Source organism: Arthrobacter sp. SW1, assembly GCF_001766675.1.
Classification (GTDB): domain Bacteria; phylum Actinomycetota; class Actinomycetes; order Actinomycetales; family Micrococcaceae; genus Arthrobacter.
In genome coordinates, this window is the sequence record NZ_MJLT01000001.1 from 35,313 (window position 1) to 52,463 (window position 17,151).

Genomic DNA, 17,151 nt, shown 5'->3' on the forward strand with positions numbered 1-17,151 from the left:
ATCCTACGCCTATTTATAGCACAAGCGGCTCCGTTGATAAATAGGAACGAGATGTCTATTGACCTCGCACGATGTCCTCAATGAGCTCACGGCCATCAAGCACATGTGTGTTGACAGTCCATGCGCCAGTATTGCCGTCGAGGGCAGCCGTCTTGGGTGACTTAATACCAATCGAGTTCATCTTGGCGTTGTTGTGTTCCATGAGATGAATTTTCAGGCGACGTTCCGTATCCCAAGAACTCATGACCTCCACACGGATTACACTCAGCGATTCAAAATACGGCTCACGATCAGTCATTGGGTCTTGGCTCTTGTAGGTCAGAATCCAGTTCCTTAGGTTGGACGCGTTATCCTTCCTAATGAAGTTGAAGTGGCTGACCAGCCGCGGCTGACTCTGCCAGTCAGGGACGAACAGGGCTTTCGCCGCTACCTGCGCATTCTCGTCGGCAATCTCATCAACCATGGCGTCGTCCCCGGCGAGCCAGGCGTCGTTCAGCTGATCCGACCTCCCAGCCATCCCCCACCGTGTGTACCCGCCCTCAATGAGGCGTTTCGCGAACTCCTCAGGCGTGAGCCCTGCGGGAATCTGCAGCGATTCAACAGTGAAAGGTTCTTGTTCCAGCTGGGCACCTGCTTCCTGAGGGCCCGGAGTGACAGGTGCTTCCGTCGTTGGGTCCAGGCTCGGTTCCGGGGAAGCACTCCCCTGCTGTTCGCCGCCGGCCTTTACGCCAATGGCGACACCGGCCGCTAGCAAACCAGCCGCAACCGCAGCGCTGGCACCGACAACGAGGCCGCGACGCCTCTTAGGAGCCGGCGCAGGAGTGAGCGGACGCTCGACGAAGTTGGCGTTATCAGGAGACGCTATTTGGATAACGTCGTGGGCATGGTCGGGCACCTGGTTATTCACGAGACCCTCCGCGTGCGCTTGCGGCAGCGAGGTGTTGTCGAAGGCTTCGTCGACTCGCTCGACGTGATCCGGCAAGTCGGCCGGGCTGATGTTGGTCCTGTGGAGCTCTGGATGTTCGATGCTCATGGGAATGGGTTCCTTGCGCGCTTACATGGGCGCATGAGAGTTGGTGATCGCCACGATCCGCGGGAGGCTCAGGCCTGCGACCGACGACATCGGGCAATAGCTTATATATGCCACAATCGGCATATTTTGTAAAGATTCTCACGCTTTCTCCCCCACCCCTTTAGGCGGCGCACCATGGATGCTACTCATAAGTCTGTAGACCTTCAAGTAGCATTTCGGAAAAGTCGTCTTTGTTATGGAAGGCGATCTGCAGCGAACACTCGGCAAGAACATCCGCCGGATTCGCGATGCCCGAGGCATGAGCCAAGAGGCCTTCGCCGATTACATCGGAGTTCACCGCACCTACATGGGTGGGGTCGAACGTGGCGAGCGGAATCTGACTCTGAAATCAGTCGAACGCTTCGCCGAAATCCTGCGAGTCGACCCGTTAGACCTGCTTCGCAAACCACCAGTCCGATAGGCCGGCGAGCAGCGCCCACCCCATTAGAGCGGGCGCCACACGCGGGCTACTCGCGCAGTTCCTTCTCGCGCCGGAAAGTCGCGAGTATTCCCTCGGCCTCGGCCAGCTCAGCTTCCCAATGGCTGAGCACGTGAGCTCGCACAACCTCCGAGGCTCCCGAGACCTGAATCGCAGCTTCTTTCAGCTTTTCCCTCGCCTTTTCAACACGCTCTTCGCCATCACGGATCAACTGATCTAGATTGAACATGGCTTCCCTATACATAGTTGATATTGAGGCTGTCGAGCGCGCGCTGCAGCTCAGGGAATTGCTTCGCCTTGCTTTGCAACTTCTGGAGAATGGCATTGTTGCTGTCCAATGCGTGCTTCGCCGACTTCTCCTGAAGATACGCCAGATCCTTGCGGTAATCCTGGGGAATTGCCATAGTCACTCCTGCCTCGTTTGGTGATGGAAGGCCGGGAGGGTAGGGCGTTGCCCTATTGAGGGGACCGGCAACCGCTCCCCCAGTAAATCTGCACCTCAATGCTCGATTCACCCTCGCCGATAGCAGGATGCTACTCATAAGTCTGTAGACCTACAAGTAGCATTTCGGCAGAGTCGACTTTGTTATGGAAGGCGATCTGCAGCGGACACTTGGAGATAATCTCCGGCGCATCCGAAAGCAGATGGGCATGAGCCAGGAAGAGTTTGCCGACTACCTGAACGTTCACCGGACCTATGCCGGCGGCGTTGAGCGGGGCGAGCGAAATTTGACCCTCAGATCCGTGGAGGCACTCGCAAAGGTTCTGCAGGTCGAAGCGATCAGTCTGCTTCAGGAGCAGTGATCTTCTGACAGGCGCGGGCGATCATCAGGGGCAAAAATGGTTAGCGTGCCTACTGCTGGTGGCCCGCCGATGGGTAGGAAGGCGGAACTGCCATCGCATCAGTTGGCGTTCTTCCTTCATAGGTTGCTCGAGCGCCAGCTTGTCGAGCGACATAGTCAAACCCGCTGGCATCCAAAGTCATTATGCCAAGGATCTTTGAGGGGTATCCTCGAACATACTCGTGGAAGTGCGCCTGCTGACCACCAAGCTCTCTGATATATCGGATGAGCAATTGGGCCGAGTCCGGCGCCCCCGGATGGATCAGCGGAGCGAGACGCGTGTGGAGGGCCTGCACTTCGCGAAAGGCTTCCGCGCTCAGCTCGAGTAAGTCGATGTCCTCACCGATCTCACGTACTTGGCGCCGAACGGCGGCGTTGCTGCGGCTAGCTTCGAACACGTCCTTCTCAAGGTAGGCATGCGCTTCCGACTCTTTTGCATCGGACCCGTCGATGAGCCTTGCCGTCGCTTTCAGCGACATCAGACCTCGCACCCCGTGTTGGAAGGCGTTCCGTAAGGAATAGACCAGTCGATACGCGAAGCTGCGATCGTATAGTTCGGAAAACTCGCTCTCACCACGACTGCGAGTTGGTCGTTACCTGTACGGTTCACCTGGGCCGAGACGTGCTCATCGTAAAGCTTCAAGGCAGTACTGAAGTTGAGGATCCGATATTCAATTAGCTGGGGCAACCAATCATCAAGCGATGGACGCTCAAGCACTTGCCTGAGCAATTCATCACGCACGTTTCGTAGGTCTCCCCAAGCGAAGCACACGAATCCGTCTAATCCTCGGGTAAAGGAGTACACCTCGCGGTGAGCTGCAGTCACCGCTTCCCATTCCTCAACAGTCAGCTCACGGACTTCATTCCAGAGCCACTCTCCGGCTTTTTTCTGCTCATGTCGGAAGAGTGCACGTACAGTATCTCCCTGAATCTCGTCTTGCCCGTCGCCGTTCATGCATCCAGCGTGCCAGACGGCACGCGAAATGACCGAACCAGCACGGATCTCCGGACAATTCCTGGATTCCGCGGCCAAACTTGGAGTCCCGAAGCAAGCCTTCCTCATTCCTTGAACTGATATCGGAATATCAGCGCAAGGAACAGCGATGCCTTGGCGTCAGCTTTGAACGCCAAGGCATCTCGGTACAAGTTCGATCACGAAAGTTAGTTTGCCGCCTCGTACGCGTCGACGATGGATTGAGCGATCCGACCACGCGAGTTGACGCTGTAGCCATTGGCTGCCGCCCAGGCACGAATCTCCACAAGACGCTCCCTATCCGAGGACTTCTTTGCAGGAGCTTGCCGCACGGGAGCGACCGCAATCTTCCGGCCAGCTTTGGCATACTTGCCAAGTAGCTCGTGAAACTCGGTGGCATTCTCGGCGGATAGATCGATCTCATAGTTTGATCCGTTGTAGGTGAAGTGTAGCGTCTCCCCTTCACCCTCTGGGATTGTCTCGCCGGTGAGGTCGTCAACAAGCCTGTAAATTACTTCCTTAGCCAAATCATCTCCATTGTCTAGAGTTAGTCAGATATCGTGCCCCCACCGAGACTCGACTCTACCCCTACTAGCTGGATGAAGCACTCAACCTCCGCCGGAGACGTGCTTGGAACTACCGAATTGACAAGGTCTTCGAATTAGTCCAAGGCAATGACAAGGCCAGAAAATGTGTGCACGGAATTCTCATGTGTCCGCCCAATAGACGGGTGCAGATGCACGTACGGAGGATCAGTGGGCTGCCCCATACGCCTCGATAATGGGCAGGCAATACGCCCAAGGGAATTGGCCTTGTGGCCGTTCTGCACAGCCCAGGCGAATGCTGGCCTACGTTCCTTGCTTGATCCGCCCCTTAGTCAGCATTGCCCGCTGGCGGCTTGGAACCTTTCGGCCGACACTGGCGTACCTGCCCAACAAGTCGTGGAACTCCGCTGCATTAGCGGACGAGAGATCGATTTCGTACGCCGATCCACCATGCGTGAGCTGAAGCGATTCACCTGCGCCATCTGGAATCGACTCACCGGTGAGGTCGTCGACCAGGCGGCAGGCTACTTCTCTTGCCGTTGGAGCTCCATTCCTCTTTGCCGTTGCGCCCAGACACCGTGGTCTCGCTCTAGCTCCGTGCCTGCTGCCGGTGTGTGGCCCCACCATTGAAGGGATACGTCTATGGCCCGTTCTCTGAAGGTACGCATTACGGTCATGATGCGAGGTTCGGCTGTCCAGCTCATGACCCGCCAGACAGGCCAGACCGGCATGTTCCAGAGCACACGGAGGGTTGCCATGGACTCACCGAATTCTGCCGTGAGGTCGAGCGGTGATTCTGGAAGGATAATCCGGCTTGTGTAGCGTGTCTTGGTTCCGGTTTCTCCGTGGACGTGGAAATCGACGGGAACCTGATCGCCGTTCATGAAAACGCCGGGCTTCTGGAATGACTCGTATCCAAGGTTGAAGTCAAGGAACGGCTGAAACTTGTCTCCGCTTTGGAAGAGTGAGACCACGGCCCATGGCCGGGACGTCTCGTCGCGGTCGCGGATGAGGGTGGTGAGGTCTTTGATCCCGCGCTCCGCTCGACGCCAGGCCGTTGAGATGTCTGCGTAATAGGTCTCGTGGTACCGAACCCTGCGTTGGTCCACAGAGTCCAGACCAATCTCCCAGCCTGAGAGGTAGAAAAACGCTCCCACCGGGGTTAGCGGGTCCTGTCCGTGTCTTTCGTAGAGCCGTTCCAGTTCTTCGAAGGCTCTCTCCGGAACACCATTGCCGAGGATTTCCGTGAGGTAGAAAAGACCAGTCAAGCGGGTCGAATCCGGGTAACCACTTCCTCGCCGAAAGTTCCTGAGTTCCCGAATGAGTTCGTCCCTTATCGGATCCTTCATGTCCACCATGTCGCCAATTTTGTGCCAATGACGGCACCACGGGCTAGAGGCGAAGCTGGGTGTACGGATTCCTCAAACAGCGAGGGACACTTTTCTTCAAGGAGGACATAAATGACCAGCCTCACTCCTCGCCCTGCGTCTCAGGGTGTTTCCCGGATCCCAGAGGGTTTCAGCCGCTCTGAAGGCAAGGGTCTGCAGCGCGCACAGAACGCCGAAATCGCTCGCGGCCTGGTGAGCGGCGCACGCGTTGCCGCGGCCGGCTACGTGGCCGCCACCGGCATGCATCTAACCGCCATGCTTTCCCGCGAGGCCGAGTTCCAGTCCAACGGTGACCCGCAGGCCAAGGCTCGCCTGGATTTCATCGCGGACAGCTTCGCTGAGGGGGCGGCCTTCGAAGTGCGCCGCTTGCTCCGCTGAGGTCGCGACGATGAAGCCTTTTCGTTTTCCGCGCCTCGTGAACACAAGTCCTCCAGCACCGACGATGCTTGAACATGATGAGCTCGCTCGGCACTTCATCGAACAAATTGCGGGGCTGGTGAACGGCCTCGAACAGCTTGCCAGCGCCACTGAGACAACGCACCCGGCAACTTCGCGCCACCTCCGGATGCTCTCGCAGCAGTACGCCGCCATAGCACTTACCGCCGTGGAGACCTGGCCCCAGGTGGTGAGCAATGAACGCGGATAGCATCTTCTGGTTCGTCGTCCTGGTGGTTACCCTCATTGCGCTGGGCTATGCGCTCGCTCGCCTGGTCGAGACCTACCAGGACGAAGCCACCGCCGCACGAGATGCCCAGGCCGCGACCGACCGTCTCCACGCGAAACACCGTGAGGCGCTGCGGCAGATGCGCCAGCACTCCGAGTAGTCGGATCGACTAATCCGACATCTTATGTGGGAGCCCTTCTCCCGCATTCCGGTCATTCACGCCTGCCTCTAGAACGAGGTTACTTGTCGTGCCCGGAACACCGTGAGGTGAAGGAGAGGTTGCCGCACGAGTTGAGCCAATAGGCCGAGCATCTTCAAAGCTCGCGATCGAAGAACCCGGCCACCCATCCAAGTTTCGCCACGGGCCGGACGGCAACCCTGTTGTGAAAAAAAACAGCATCGTTCAGCGACGGCCCTCCAGCCCCCATCAGGAGTGGCGTTCTGCCCCAGGACAACATCAAGGTCCTGTCCGTCGAATCGCGGAGAAAGCCGGGGTCTTCGGCCATTGACGGTTATGCCTTGATGCTTCATAACCCTCCTCAGTAACCCGCAGTCCAAGAGCCGATCTTGTGCTGCCTAAAAAGAAAGGACGCAGCTATGAACGACCCCATCACCAATCTTCACAACCCAGCGGAAGACCCTTTTGACGTTATTCTGGCGGACCCACCCTGGGACGCGGAACAGAAGGGGCGACTTGGCGCCGCACGTCACTACGACCTGATGACCTTGGAAAAGATCAAGGGCATGGGCCCAGCCATCCAGGCTCTAACGAAGCCGGATGCCCATTGCTGGCTATGGGTAACCAACGCGACCCTTCGAGCCGGCTACGACGTCTTGGAAGCCTGGGGATTTACTGCGCGAAGCCCGTTGACGTGGGTGAAGCCGGTCTTCGGGCTGGGCAACTACCTGAGAAACGCCTCAGAGCATGTCCTACTCGGCACACGAGGAAAGGCCCCCGTGCGATACAAGTCACAGCCCACCTGGATGTTCCTGCCCCGCATGGAGCACTCCCGTAAGCCGGATGAGCTCTACAGCGTGATCGACCGTGTCAGTGGCCCCGACACAAGAAAGCTCGAGCTCTTCGCCCGACGCCGCCCACCTGCCCCGAACTGGTCGGTATGGGGGAACGAAGTCGACTCCGACGTTTCCCTCGCAGCGTATGGTTACGCAGTTCCGTCGGATCTTGACGAGCGGCTCCTGCCACAGACCGCCCCGGAGGGTCGTGATGCGTGATGTCGGACTCGAGGACGCCGCTGCCTACGAGCCTATGGGGATTCGCTATGTCCCTCATCGCTTGCGCCGTCGCGCTTTCGGTTTTGGTCGACGTAATCGCGAGTACCTGGAGGTGGCTGTTGCTCATCGTCGGAGCGGTCGGCCTCGTCGCCCTCGCCATCATGGCCGCCCGTTGGTGGTGGCACCGGAATCGCTGGTAATCCGCCGGGATGGAGCTCATCGATGACCCGGCGGGGTCGTCCCCGGGAACTGCCGAGCAGGACGTCAGCGTCGTCCAGGGTCCGTCTTGTGCCCATACGGCGCAAGCAGCTTGACGCCGCACTAGTCGCAAAAGCCCTCATCGCCGCACAGCTCCTGAAAGAGTCCACAGACAGCCCGGCAGAGACTCAACAAACCAAAACCCGAAAGGAGGACGAATGAAGAAAATCCCCAGCATTGTCTGGCGTGAAGTGCACTGGCCGTCACCCTTTACGGTCGAGCAAGCAATAGGCCTACTCACCCGACTGGCAACGGATCCGGAAAGCGGAACCGTCACCTTCGAAGCTCGCGGGCACGCTGGACGCGTGCGTTCCCTGGTTGGAATAAATAGCCGTCACACCCGTACCGTCTCACGCCTGATTCGTAGCCAAGTAGACGGCACAAGGTTGGTCACACCGCCGGCCGAGAGGCGTCCCACGGGGTGGGCCCAGTCCTTGACTATGGCACACCCTCGCCTGTCTCTCTCGACCGAACGAATCGAAGGAACCATCCGCTCCGTGTTCGCAGCTCTTGCCAGCGCCGGCGAAAACGATGAGGTCGTTCTTCAGGTTCTCCTCGGTGAGCGTCTTGGACCTTCATTGCTCCCCCGCACCGTGGCCGATCCCCGGGATGGTTGGCTGAGCCACTTGCTCGGCCAACCGGAGCCTGCGAGCGCTGAGCTCCGAGCAAGTCTCCGTGCCCGTGCTGCCCAGCACGGATTCCGGTGCGTTGTCCGGGTTGGAGCCAGTGCTCCTACACCCACCCAGACGCAAGCTCTTGCCCGGGCGCTCTTTGGTGGTCTTCGCGTTGCCGAAGCCGCGGGTACTCGTCTCCATGCCCACGTTGAGCGCACCGTCAGGTTGGACGCTGCCTCACGGCCGTGCCAGTACCCTTTGAAGCTATCGGTCAGCGAGCTTGCAGGACTAATGGGCTGGCCGGCGGGCACGGCTCCTCTGCGTGGTGTGCCTGCAGCGCACCCGCGGAAGATCGTTCCGCCGAAGCACGCCAAGGTCACAGACCGTGTCATCGCCGTATCTGATGCACCGGGTGTGGACATGACGCTCGGCATCTCGGCGGACGGCGCTCCATTCCACACGGTCTTAACCGCCCCGACGGGCGCCGGCAAGTCAGAAACTCTCCTGCGGCTGATTACAGCAGACATCCGGGCGGGGCGCGGCGTGCTGGTCATTGATCCGAAGAACGACCTCGTCCGGGCTGTATTGGCCCGTATCCCTGAGAGCCGACGCGATGATGTCGTGGTCATTGACCCGACCGACCCGCAGCCGGTCGGGGTGAATCCGCTCATCGACGAGGCACAGAATCCGGAACTCCTCGCGGAATCCTTGCTCGCGGCCATGAAGAGCATCTGGGAGGCCTCATGGGGTGTCCGCTCCGAAGAAGTCCTCAGCGCCGCGCTCCTCGCTCTCACCCGAACCAAAGGCGCCAATCTGCTTTGGTTACCAACCTTGCTATCGGATCGGCCCTTCCGGCAGAGAACCCTCCAGAACATCGATGACCCGTTCGGTGTCGAAGCCTTCTTTGCCCGCTACGACCAGATGACGCCCCAAGCCCAAGCGCAAATCATCGGACCAGCGCTCACGAAACTACGCCAGTTCCTTATCCGGCCCGGCCTCCGTGCCGTACTCGGACAATCCGCACCCAAGTTCACCTTTTCCGAGTTGTTCACCAAGCAACGCATCGTGCTCGTCAGTCTCTCCAAGGGCACCGTCGGCGCCGAGTCAGCCCGACTGCTTGGCTCTGTTATTACCGGGATGCTGATGCCGCTCATCCTGCAACGCAGCTCCTTGCCTCCAGAAAAGCGCTCGCTAGTTGGCATCTACATCGATGAAGTCCAGGATTATCTGGCACTACCCGGGGACCTCGCAGCCGCCTACGCGCAGGCAAGAGGCATGAATGTTGCCTTCACCGCCGCCCACCAGTTCCGCGCCCAAATCCCTGCCCCTATGCTCGCTGCCTTCGATGCCAACGCTCGAAACAAGATTGCCTGGGGCATGAACGCCTCTGACGCCTCAGACATCGCCAAGATGGCCCCTGGCCTTGTTATCGAAGACCTCATGCTCCTCCCCCGGTTCCACGCCTACATGACAAGCGTGGCCAACGGAGAATCCACAGGCTGGATCAGCGCCCGCATGCTTGCTGCCGACCCTGAGTGCAGTAACCCGGCCGAAATCAAGGCAGCCTCGGCTCAACGCTATGGCGTCCCAGCCACGGCGACCGACGCACAGGTACGCCGGATGTTGCAGTTCCGTACGCCGCGTGCTGACGCGCTCGATACGCCAGGACCGATCGGCAGGAGGCCGCGATGAGGCGACAGACATGTGTGGAAGCGAGACCAGTCGGTCGACGAATCGCAGCAGTGAACTGCCTGGCCGCACCCCGGCCGTCCGGCACCATCTTGCCAAAGCAGCCAGTGACTCATCCACCGTACCGGTGGATGAGCGGCAGAACAGTTGAGGGCGCGTAATGGTCGGCAAGCAGAAACTCACCGTACTGGCCGAAGCCTTGTCCGATCGCGATCTCGCCCTGCTCCGATTCCTTGGTTTCTCCCGCTTTGCCACCACCCGGCAGCTCGCGCGTTTCGCGCGACACAGGCACATCAGCTGGCAATCCGCACTCCGGCAAACCAGCCGGGCCATGAACGCGCTCACTGGCCTGAAGCTTACGACCAAGTTTCAGCGGCGCGTGGGCGGGAAGCGCGCCGGCAGCACCGGCATCGTTTGGGTGCTGACGCCCATGGGCCGTCGGCTGATCGACGCCGCCGGCGCCGAAGCGCCAGCCCGGCGCCATCGGCCTGAGACTGAACCTTCCACTACCTTCCTGAAGCACACTCTGGCGATCACCGAAACTCACTTGACGCTCAAGGAACTCGACAGCGCCGGCCAGATCGAACTACTTGGCTTCGAGCGTGAGCCCGCCTGCTGGCGCCGCTACCTCGCCTCAACCGGTGCAACCAGCGTGCTCAAGCCTGATGCCTTCATCATCATCGGATTGAGCAACTTTGAAGACCGGTACTTTCTGGAGATCGACTGCGACAGCGAAGCGCTGGCCGTTATTGTGCGCAAGGCAATCCAGTACCAGACCTACCAGCGCAGCAATACTGAACAGAAGACACACGGCGTCTTCCCAGCGGTCCTTTGGATTACCCCGACCGAGCGTCGTGCCACCAAGATCAACCAGCGTCTGGCACACGAAGAAGACATCATTCCCGGATTGTTTTCTGCCATCAGTTTCGAGCACTTTGCCGATTCCGTCTTGGCGGGACCGATCCCACCTTGACAGCCGCCAATTCCCCGAGAGCGCCCCGTTCGACAAGGCACCAACACCCAGAAAGGAGGGACCATGAACAAGAACCCCGAACAAAGCAATCCCCGTAAGAACCCGGAGCACAGTGCACGAATCCGGCAGCCGGCGAACTTTGCCGACGACCTATGGCTCGCGGAAAGGGCCCGGACGGACATTTCCCGGGAAGTAGCCCAGCAGATCGCAAGCCTTATCGCTCCGTCGCGGCGCAGTGCACTCGCCCGCTTCGCCCACGGAGAACCTCTGAAGAATGCCGACCTTCGAGCCGAGTACCTCGAAATCCTGGATGCACCTGACCTCCCGGCCGAAGTACACGACTGGATCCACTGGCTCGGAAGCCATCTTATTCATGCGGAGAACCCGCAACCGCAGCGTAAGGACCGGACTTTGCCCGTTCCCCGTCTAGACCAAATCTTGTGGCGGACATGGCTCTTCCACGATCAGGATGAAACACGCCAGGGAGCGCAAGGATATGTACGCGGCACCGCCAGCCCCGAGGAAATCGCAGCCGTCGAACAACAGATCCGCGACCTGGTCACAAGCTACGGAGACCCCTTCCTGGCGTTCTTATCGATGAACGACGTTGACGCCCTGGCACCCAACCTCGAGGAAACATTCAATGACTTCTTCGAAGGCACATATGAGTCACGCGAGGACCTGCTTTACGCCATGACCGAGCTTCAAGAAGTCGAGGAAGCCATCCGCGGGTTCCAAGACCGCATCGGCGGCGAAGCCGTCTACATCGACTATGACGAAATCTGGGAACGCCTGCAGGACGCCTACACCATAGTCCCAATGCGCGGCAGCTTCTACGTCTTCACCAAGTAACGAAAGGAGGCAATTATGGAACAGCACCCACACTATGAACCCAATGACCCAGAGGAATCCCTGCGTTCCTTCATCCGGAATGGACTTATCGAACACGCACCGTCGACCGATCACGAATTCGACGAGTCCTTGACCCTCCTGAACGCCCTCCTGCAATCCGACTGCGCTCGTGCCCACGAGGCCTGCACGCCGCTCGCACCGGACACCGCCCGCGGCATCGCAGCCGTCCTGGCCTGCGCTCTCCCGCCCCACTCCGCGCTCATCGATTTCGCCGACGGCGCCGAACCCGACTATCCAAAGCTCTGGGACGAAGTCGGGCAACTCCGGCGCCGCAGCCTCCGCCCAAAAGCCAGCGAGTATCTCACCTGGCTCACCGGCCACCTCATCGCCTCCCAGCTCCCGGAACTAGCCCCGTCGCGGCCACCACGGCCCGACACAGGCGGAACACACTTCATCGCGGCCGACAACGCGCTCGGCCTGATCCTCGCCCTACACAGCCCCACCTGCCGTGACAGCAGGCCGACACGAGACAAACTCTTCGAAGCCGGCGTGAATCTCGCTTTGAACTACGGCACGCCCGCGGTCGCATTCCTGCGTATTCCGACCGTGGATGCAGCCCAACCGGACCTCGAAGAGGCCTTCAACAAGGCCCACTACGGCAGCTTCGATTCTCTCGAAGACATCTTCGACACCTTCTTCCAAGTCATTACCGTCGACACCGACCAACAGCACCGGCACCCCTACTGCGCCGTGAACGACGAGGAACGCCAAAGCATGCACCGCAAACTCGGCACAAGATTCCAGATCGTCGAGGCCGGCGGACACTTCCATCTGTTCCTGAGGGACGTCTAGCCTTGCTGGAAAACGACCCCCGGCGACCACGCCCGGCACCACAGAATCCTCTTGACTCTTCGGTCGGAAGAAGCGTCAATCAGGAGGACATGACATACAGCGCACCCTTCACGAAATCACAGCAACCGGCCGCCGCCGGCATGGGATTCCTCGGAGGACTCGAGCAAGGCTTCACCCCGAAGCGCGCCATCTCATACATCCGCGTCTCCACCAAAGAACAAGCCAAACGCGGCGGCCGTGAAGAAGGCTTCTCCATCCCAGCCCAACGCGAAGCCAACAAACGCAAAGCCCAATCAATGGGCGCCATGATCATCAAAGAATTCGTCGACGCTGGCGAGACCGGCACGAACATGAAACGCGAAGGTCTCCAGGCCATGCTGAAGTACCTGGCCGAAGATCCCAACGTCGACTTCGTCATCGTCCATAAGCTCGACCGTCTCGCCCGCGACCGGGAACTCGACGCCCAGATCTCTCGCGTGATCCGCTCGCACAACACCCAGCTCATCTCCACCGTGGAGGCCATCGATGACACGCCCTCCGGCATGCTTATGCACGGCATCCTGGCATCCATCTCAGAGTTCTACTCCCGGAACCTGGCCAGCGAAGTAATGAAGGGGCTCGTCCAGAAAGCGGAAACCGGAGGCACCCCCGGACGCGCGCCACTTGGCTACCTCAACAAGCGCTACGTCGACAACATGGGACGCGAATACCGCACCGTCGAGACCGACCCCCAACGCGCGCCGCTCATGAAACACGCTTTCGAGCTTTACGCCACCGGAGAATGGTCACTCCGCAACCTCGCAGGCCACCTCGAAGCCCAAGGCCTCACCACCCGCGCTACCCCAGGACGTCCCGCGAAACCGGTCAGCGACAAAGTCCTCCTCCGCCTCTTCCGGAACCCGTACTACCGCGGCGTCATCCTCTACCAAAACATCGAGTACGCCGGTACCCACGAATTACTCATCGACCCCAGTACCTGGTTCAGAGTCCAAGCCGTTCTTGACGGCCATCGCAACGGCGAACGGACCCGTGTCCATGCCCATTACCTCAAAAGCACCGTCCGCTGCGGACGCTGCGGCTCCCGCATGATCGTCCACAACGCCAAAGGCAGTAACGGTGACATCTACCCTTACTTCATCTGCATCGCCAAACGCCAGAAAACCACCGACTGCAGCATCCGAGCCGTCCTCATCGACGCCGTCGAAGACAAAGTCGCCGATCTCTACCAATCGATCACCCTCAGCACTGCCGACCGTGAACGCATCGAAACCGCAATCCTGGACCAAATCGCCGCGAGCAGCCGCGACAGCATCGAGCACCGGAAGAACCTCAAGCAACACAAGGACCAACTCGAGCGAGAACGCCAGCGCCTCATCCAAGCCCACTATGCAGACGCAATTCCCCTCGAACTCCTCAAGACGGAGCAAGACCGCATCGCCAAAACCCTCGCTAGCATCGAGACGGAACTAGCCAGCCTCACCGACCAAGCCACCACAGCGAAAGCCAACCTGGCCAAGATCCTCGATCTCCTCGAAAACTGCCACCAAACCTACGTGGCCCTCCCCGACCACCTCCGCAGGCTCCTGAACCTCGCCATCTTCGAGGAAATCCTCATCGACACCGATGACGAGCACAACGTCCGCCCGACCGGCAGACTGGCGAAGCCGCTCGATACGCTCACCGACCGGTTCCACGTCATTGCCCAGCAAACACGTCAACAAAAAAGCACGAGCCCCGTCCCGAAGGACGAAGCTCGTGCTAATTCATGCTCTACGTACCGAAGCGAGGCCATGCACAATGCCATTATTTCGCATACGGTACCAATGGTGGAGGTAAGGGGATTCGAACCCCTGACCTTCTGCATGCCATGCAGACGCGCTACCAACTGCGCCATACCCCCGTATTTTCGCCGCTCCACAGGCAAAGAAACAATCTCTTCCGCCCTGCCTTGCGGCGAAGCAACTCCAATATCTTAGAACAGGCACTCCGAAAATTCCAAATCGGGCATATGTGCCTGTTGTGCCATGTCAGGCCGGACTTTCGCCTCAGGCGCCTTCCTGGATGGCAGGCTTGGCGCCGTCTTCGCCGTCCAGCTGAAGGTCCACCACGGGGCAGTCCTTCCAGAGCCGCTCCAGGGCGTAGAAGACCCTGTCCTCGCTGTGCTGGATGTGCACCACGATGTCCGCGTAGTCCAGCAGGACCCAGCGGCCTTCGGAGCGGCCTTCACGGCGCACGGGACGAAGGTCCTGCTTCAGCAGTTCCTCTTCGATGCTGTCCACGATGGCGTTGACCTGGCGTTCGGTGGGTGCCGAAGCAATCAGGAAGACGTCAGTGAGGGCAAGCCGTTCGCTGACGTCCAGGGCGACGATGTCCTCCGCAAGCTTGTCGGCTGCGGCGCGCGCTGCGTGGCGGGCCAGGACGATGGATGATTCATGTGCAGTCACGGGACTCCTTGTGTGGTGATCTTGGGGTGCAGGCTGAACGCCTGCCAATGGTTACGCTCAGCGGCCGGTGCCGCCGGCAATGAAAACGATGCCGGCAATGACGGCTGCGGCCGCAATGACGGCAAGGCACAACAGCAACAACTGCTGGCGGCGGGCACGGGCCAGCCCGGCGGTAGCGGCATCGAGCGGTTCCAACCCGTAGGCGGCGCGCGCGGCAATGGGCTGCGCGGCCGGCGGAACTGCTTCGGAGTCGACGACGGCGCCAGCCGCCGTCCGCTTGCGGCCCGCCTTGGCAGCGGCCTCCGCACGGGCCAGGACAGCCGCACGGCCGCGCTTGCTGCGCTGCTTCGCGGCATCCGGCTCTTTGCCGAGCTTCGGTCCCGGTGAGGTCACCAGCGGCACGAAGGACGTTGCCGGCGGCTTCATCATGGGCCGGTCGACGCCTGGCACCTTGACGAATTCAAGCGGCGTCACCATGGCCAGGTTATTGGCCGTGGCGGGTCCGGTCTTGACGGAGCCTGCCTGGGTGGCAGCTGCCGGGGCCGGCCGTCCGGCCTTCTCAGCGAGTTTCTGCTTTGCCTCGGCACGCTTGTTCAGGATCGCTTCGCGTTCTGCCTGGGCGATCTGGCGCGCGAGGTCCTGAGGATCTTCGGCAGCCTCATCCGTTTCACGGTCCGCCGCAGCCTTCGCCGGCGCGGAAGCCGGACGGGCATCCGCGTCCAGGGTTGCGATGTGCTCCAGTTTGTTCGCCTGGTTACGGGCCTGCGCGGTCAGCAGTTCCCGCGCGGCGAGAGCCTGCTCAACAGACATCTCCGCCGGCTGCGGGGACGCCCCTCCCCCGGACGCCGGCGGTCCGGCAGTAACCCGGATGGCGCCGTCAGGAGCCGTCCGGTAGGGAGCCCCCGGGCTCTGCGTACCCGATCCGGCACCTCCGCCCGGGGAAGCCCCGGGCACGCTGGAGATAGGAGCGGCAGGCGGCGCCGGTGCAACCGGAGGAACAAGCGGAATATTGGACGTACCCGGTGCCAGCTCTTCCTGAAGCTGCTGGAGCCTGAGCTGCCGGCGGGTGGGAGGCCCGCCCTTGGCCAACTGGCCCTCTTTGTCCGCGAGTTCCTTGATGGCCCTGAGCGCGGCGCGGTCCCTGGCCCGGATCTGGGAGGAACGTTCGGTGGCCGGCTTGGCATCCACCGGGGTGTCGGCCACCCGCCGGACCCGCCTGGTTTCAGGGCCGGCGGTCTTCGCCGTTTCGCCGGGGGCAGCCTGCACGGAGGCGGCATCCGCAGCGGAAGCGGCTTCTGCGGCCGCCTGGTCCTGCGAAGTCTGTTCCAGGTGCTGTTCCCGGGCTCGCCGAAGCTCACGCCGGCTGCGGATGGGGGGCTGTTCCTGGCTCATTCAAAAACTCACTCAGTAAGTGCTGGGTCTTCGGATCCGGTCAAGGACGGCTCGGACTGCGGCGACGGCTGCGCCGCGTACAGTCCGTACTTGGCGATGTACTGCACCACGCCGTCGGGAACGAGGTACCACACGGGATTGCCTTCGGCCACGCGTGCACGGCAGTCGGTCGAGGAGATCGCCATGGCCGGCACCTCAAGAAGGCTGACGTCCTCGCGCCCCATGTCGTCCAGCTCGTGGCCGGGCCGTGTGACGCCCACGAAGTGCGCGAGCTTCCACAGTTCGTCCACGTCTTTCCAGGACAGGATCTGTGCCAGGGCGTCCGCGCCCGTGATGAAGAAGAGGTCGGCATCCGGGCGCTGCGCACGCAGGTCGCGGAGGGTGTCGATGGTGAACGTGGGACCGGGGCGGTCCACGTCCACGCGGCTGACCGTGAAGTTCGGGTTGGACGCGGTGGCGATCACCGTCATGAGGTAGCGGTGCTCAGGCTCGCTGACCTTCTTGCTGGATTTCTGCCAGGGCTGGCCGGTGGGCACGAAGACCACTTCGTCCAGCTTGAACTTGGCGGCCACCTCGCTCGCGGCAACCAAGTGTCCGTGATGGATAGGATCGAACGTCCCACCCATCACGCCAAGGCGTATCCTGCGCCCCGTATCCTCGAAGGGTTTTGCGGCGGAAATCTTAGTGGCCAAACCCTGAGTGCTTGGCGGGGTGCTGGCGGTGCGGATCCGAGTGCTCTTCGACCGGTTCGTGGCGGTTGCCCAGGTTGGTGTAGGAGAGGGTCACGAACAGCAGCACGCACATGATGGCGAACATAACCACGCCGAAAACCCACGGTTCAGCCCACAGCGGAGCCAGTTCCTCGTGGCCACCTTCGCCGCCCTGCGCGGCAATGGAAACGGCGATCTGTTGAAACTGCAT

23 protein-coding genes, 1 tRNA gene and 1 pseudogene are annotated in these 17,151 nt (G+C 60.7%); 11 read left to right on the forward strand and 14 right to left on the reverse strand.

Annotated elements, in window-relative coordinates:
• Nucleotides 1–55: 55 nt before the first annotated feature.
• Nucleotides 56–1,033: a hypothetical protein gene (locus BIU82_RS00180; RefSeq protein ID WP_070347453.1), complete on the reverse strand. Its 978-nt coding sequence runs from the start codon at nt 1,031–1,033 to the stop codon at nt 56–58.
• Nucleotides 1,034–1,268: 235 nt separating this feature from the next.
• Between BIU82_RS00180 and BIU82_RS19195 the strand changes: the two genes are divergently transcribed.
• Nucleotides 1,269–1,493, forward strand: a complete 225-nt coding sequence (locus tag BIU82_RS19195; protein ID WP_074466383.1) for a helix-turn-helix transcriptional regulator — start codon at nt 1,269–1,271, stop codon at nt 1,491–1,493.
• Between the two features lie 46 nt (nt 1,494–1,539).
• Here the strand turns inward: BIU82_RS19195 and BIU82_RS00185 are convergent, their stop codons facing one another.
• Together BIU82_RS00185 and BIU82_RS19785 are read right to left on the reverse strand one after the other, a co-directional pair.
• Complete coding sequence (locus BIU82_RS00185; RefSeq protein ID WP_070347454.1) at nt 1,540–1,740, reverse strand: hypothetical protein; 201 nt, start codon at nt 1,738–1,740, stop codon at nt 1,540–1,542.
• 7 nt (nt 1,741–1,747) lie between these two features.
• The gene (locus BIU82_RS19785; protein WP_171906456.1) at nt 1,748–1,915 is read right to left on the reverse strand and encodes a hypothetical protein; all 168 of its coding nucleotides are present in this window, start codon (nt 1,913–1,915) and stop codon (nt 1,748–1,750) included.
• Between the two features lie 184 nt (nt 1,916–2,099).
• Between BIU82_RS19785 and BIU82_RS00190 the strand changes: the two genes are divergently transcribed.
• Entirely contained in the window at nt 2,100–2,315 is a 216-nt protein-coding gene (locus BIU82_RS00190) for a helix-turn-helix transcriptional regulator (RefSeq protein ID WP_070347455.1), read from the forward strand.
• Nucleotides 2,316–2,364: 49 nt separating this feature from the next.
• Here BIU82_RS00190 and BIU82_RS00195 read toward each other — a convergent pair whose 3' ends face one another.
• From BIU82_RS00195 to BIU82_RS19545, 5 genes are all read right to left on the reverse strand, one after another.
• Complete coding sequence (locus BIU82_RS00195; RefSeq protein ID WP_070347456.1) at nt 2,365–2,832, reverse strand: hypothetical protein; 468 nt, start codon at nt 2,830–2,832, stop codon at nt 2,365–2,367.
• Nucleotides 2,832–3,308, reverse strand: a complete 477-nt coding sequence (locus BIU82_RS19540) for a hypothetical protein (RefSeq protein ID WP_139146446.1) — start codon at nt 3,306–3,308, stop codon at nt 2,832–2,834. Before BIU82_RS19540 ends, BIU82_RS00195 begins: the two co-directional genes overlap by 1 nt.
• Nucleotides 3,309–3,514: 206 nt before the next feature.
• Complete coding sequence (locus tag BIU82_RS00200) at nt 3,515–3,853, reverse strand: Lsr2 family protein (protein WP_070347457.1); 339 nt, start codon at nt 3,851–3,853, stop codon at nt 3,515–3,517.
• A gap of 321 nt (nt 3,854–4,174) precedes the next feature.
• A complete protein-coding gene (locus tag BIU82_RS20280) occupies nt 4,175–4,498 on the reverse strand; it encodes a histone-like nucleoid-structuring protein Lsr2 (protein WP_074466384.1) in 324 nt (107 codons plus the stop codon).
• The gene (locus BIU82_RS19545; protein ID WP_070347458.1) at nt 4,396–5,229 is read right to left on the reverse strand and encodes a hypothetical protein; all 834 of its coding nucleotides are present in this window, start codon (nt 5,227–5,229) and stop codon (nt 4,396–4,398) included. The genes BIU82_RS20280 and BIU82_RS19545 overlap by 103 nt, the downstream gene beginning before the upstream one ends.
• 102 nt (nt 5,230–5,331) lie before the next feature.
• Between BIU82_RS19545 and BIU82_RS00210 the strand changes: the two genes are divergently transcribed.
• The 9 genes and pseudogenes from BIU82_RS00210 to BIU82_RS20285 form a co-directional block, all read left to right on the forward strand.
• Nucleotides 5,332–5,637, forward strand: a complete 306-nt coding sequence (locus tag BIU82_RS00210) for a hypothetical protein (RefSeq protein WP_070347459.1) — start codon at nt 5,332–5,334, stop codon at nt 5,635–5,637.
• Nucleotides 5,638–5,701: 64 nt separating this feature from the next.
• Nucleotides 5,702–5,905 carry a hypothetical protein gene (locus tag BIU82_RS00215; protein WP_070347460.1) on the forward strand — a complete coding sequence of 68 codons (204 nt, stop codon included), beginning with the start codon at nt 5,702–5,704 and terminating at the stop codon, nt 5,903–5,905.
• The gene (locus BIU82_RS00220) at nt 5,892–6,083 is read left to right on the forward strand and encodes a hypothetical protein (RefSeq protein WP_070347461.1); all 192 of its coding nucleotides are present in this window, start codon (nt 5,892–5,894) and stop codon (nt 6,081–6,083) included. The genes BIU82_RS00215 and BIU82_RS00220 overlap by 14 nt, the downstream gene beginning before the upstream one ends.
• A gap of 437 nt (nt 6,084–6,520) precedes the next feature.
• Complete coding sequence (locus BIU82_RS00230; RefSeq protein ID WP_070347463.1) at nt 6,521–7,156, forward strand: MT-A70 family methyltransferase; 636 nt, start codon at nt 6,521–6,523, stop codon at nt 7,154–7,156.
• 1,163 nt (nt 7,157–8,319) lie between these two features.
• Nucleotides 8,320–9,720: a type IV secretory system conjugative DNA transfer family protein gene (locus tag BIU82_RS19790; RefSeq protein ID WP_290439140.1), complete on the forward strand. Its 1,401-nt coding sequence runs from the start codon at nt 8,320–8,322 to the stop codon at nt 9,718–9,720.
• A 157-nt stretch (nt 9,721–9,877) separates the two neighbouring features.
• Nucleotides 9,878–10,690, forward strand: a complete 813-nt coding sequence (locus BIU82_RS00245; RefSeq protein ID WP_070347466.1) for a replication-relaxation family protein — start codon at nt 9,878–9,880, stop codon at nt 10,688–10,690.
• 63 nt (nt 10,691–10,753) lie between these two features.
• Nucleotides 10,754–11,542: a hypothetical protein gene (locus BIU82_RS00250; protein ID WP_070347467.1), complete on the forward strand. Its 789-nt coding sequence runs from the start codon at nt 10,754–10,756 to the stop codon at nt 11,540–11,542.
• A 15-nt stretch (nt 11,543–11,557) separates the two neighbouring features.
• Nucleotides 11,558–12,394 carry a hypothetical protein gene (locus BIU82_RS00255; RefSeq protein WP_070347468.1) on the forward strand — a complete coding sequence of 279 codons (837 nt, stop codon included), beginning with the start codon at nt 11,558–11,560 and terminating at the stop codon, nt 12,392–12,394.
• A gap of 140 nt (nt 12,395–12,534) precedes the next feature.
• Nucleotides 12,535–13,557: pseudogene (locus BIU82_RS20285) on the forward strand (recombinase family protein); the annotation flags it as partial.
• 303 nt (nt 13,558–13,860) lie between these two features.
• On the opposite strand, the gene BIU82_RS00270 reads toward BIU82_RS20285, so the two are convergent.
• From BIU82_RS00270 to BIU82_RS00295, 6 genes are all read right to left on the reverse strand, one after another.
• On the reverse strand, nt 13,861–14,103 hold the full coding sequence (locus BIU82_RS00270) for a hypothetical protein (protein WP_139146447.1): 243 nt from the start codon (nt 14,101–14,103) through the stop codon (nt 13,861–13,863).
• A 115-nt stretch (nt 14,104–14,218) separates the two neighbouring features.
• A tRNA-Ala gene (locus BIU82_RS00275) sits at nt 14,219–14,294 on the reverse strand.
• 145 nt (nt 14,295–14,439) lie between these two features.
• Nucleotides 14,440–14,838 (reverse strand): ribosome silencing factor, encoded by a 399-nt coding sequence (gene rsfS / locus BIU82_RS00280; RefSeq protein WP_070347472.1) that lies wholly within the window; start codon nt 14,836–14,838, stop codon nt 14,440–14,442.
• Between the two features lie 57 nt (nt 14,839–14,895).
• The gene (locus BIU82_RS00285; protein ID WP_070347473.1) at nt 14,896–16,230 is read right to left on the reverse strand and encodes a hypothetical protein; all 1,335 of its coding nucleotides are present in this window, start codon (nt 16,228–16,230) and stop codon (nt 14,896–14,898) included.
• 8 nt (nt 16,231–16,238) lie between these two features.
• Nucleotides 16,239–16,910: a nicotinate-nucleotide adenylyltransferase gene (gene nadD, locus BIU82_RS00290; protein ID WP_290439144.1), complete on the reverse strand. Its 672-nt coding sequence runs from the start codon at nt 16,908–16,910 to the stop codon at nt 16,239–16,241.
• 1 nt (nt 16,911) lies between these two features.
• Complete coding sequence (locus BIU82_RS00295; protein WP_070347475.1) at nt 16,912–17,151, reverse strand: hypothetical protein; 240 nt, start codon at nt 17,149–17,151, stop codon at nt 16,912–16,914.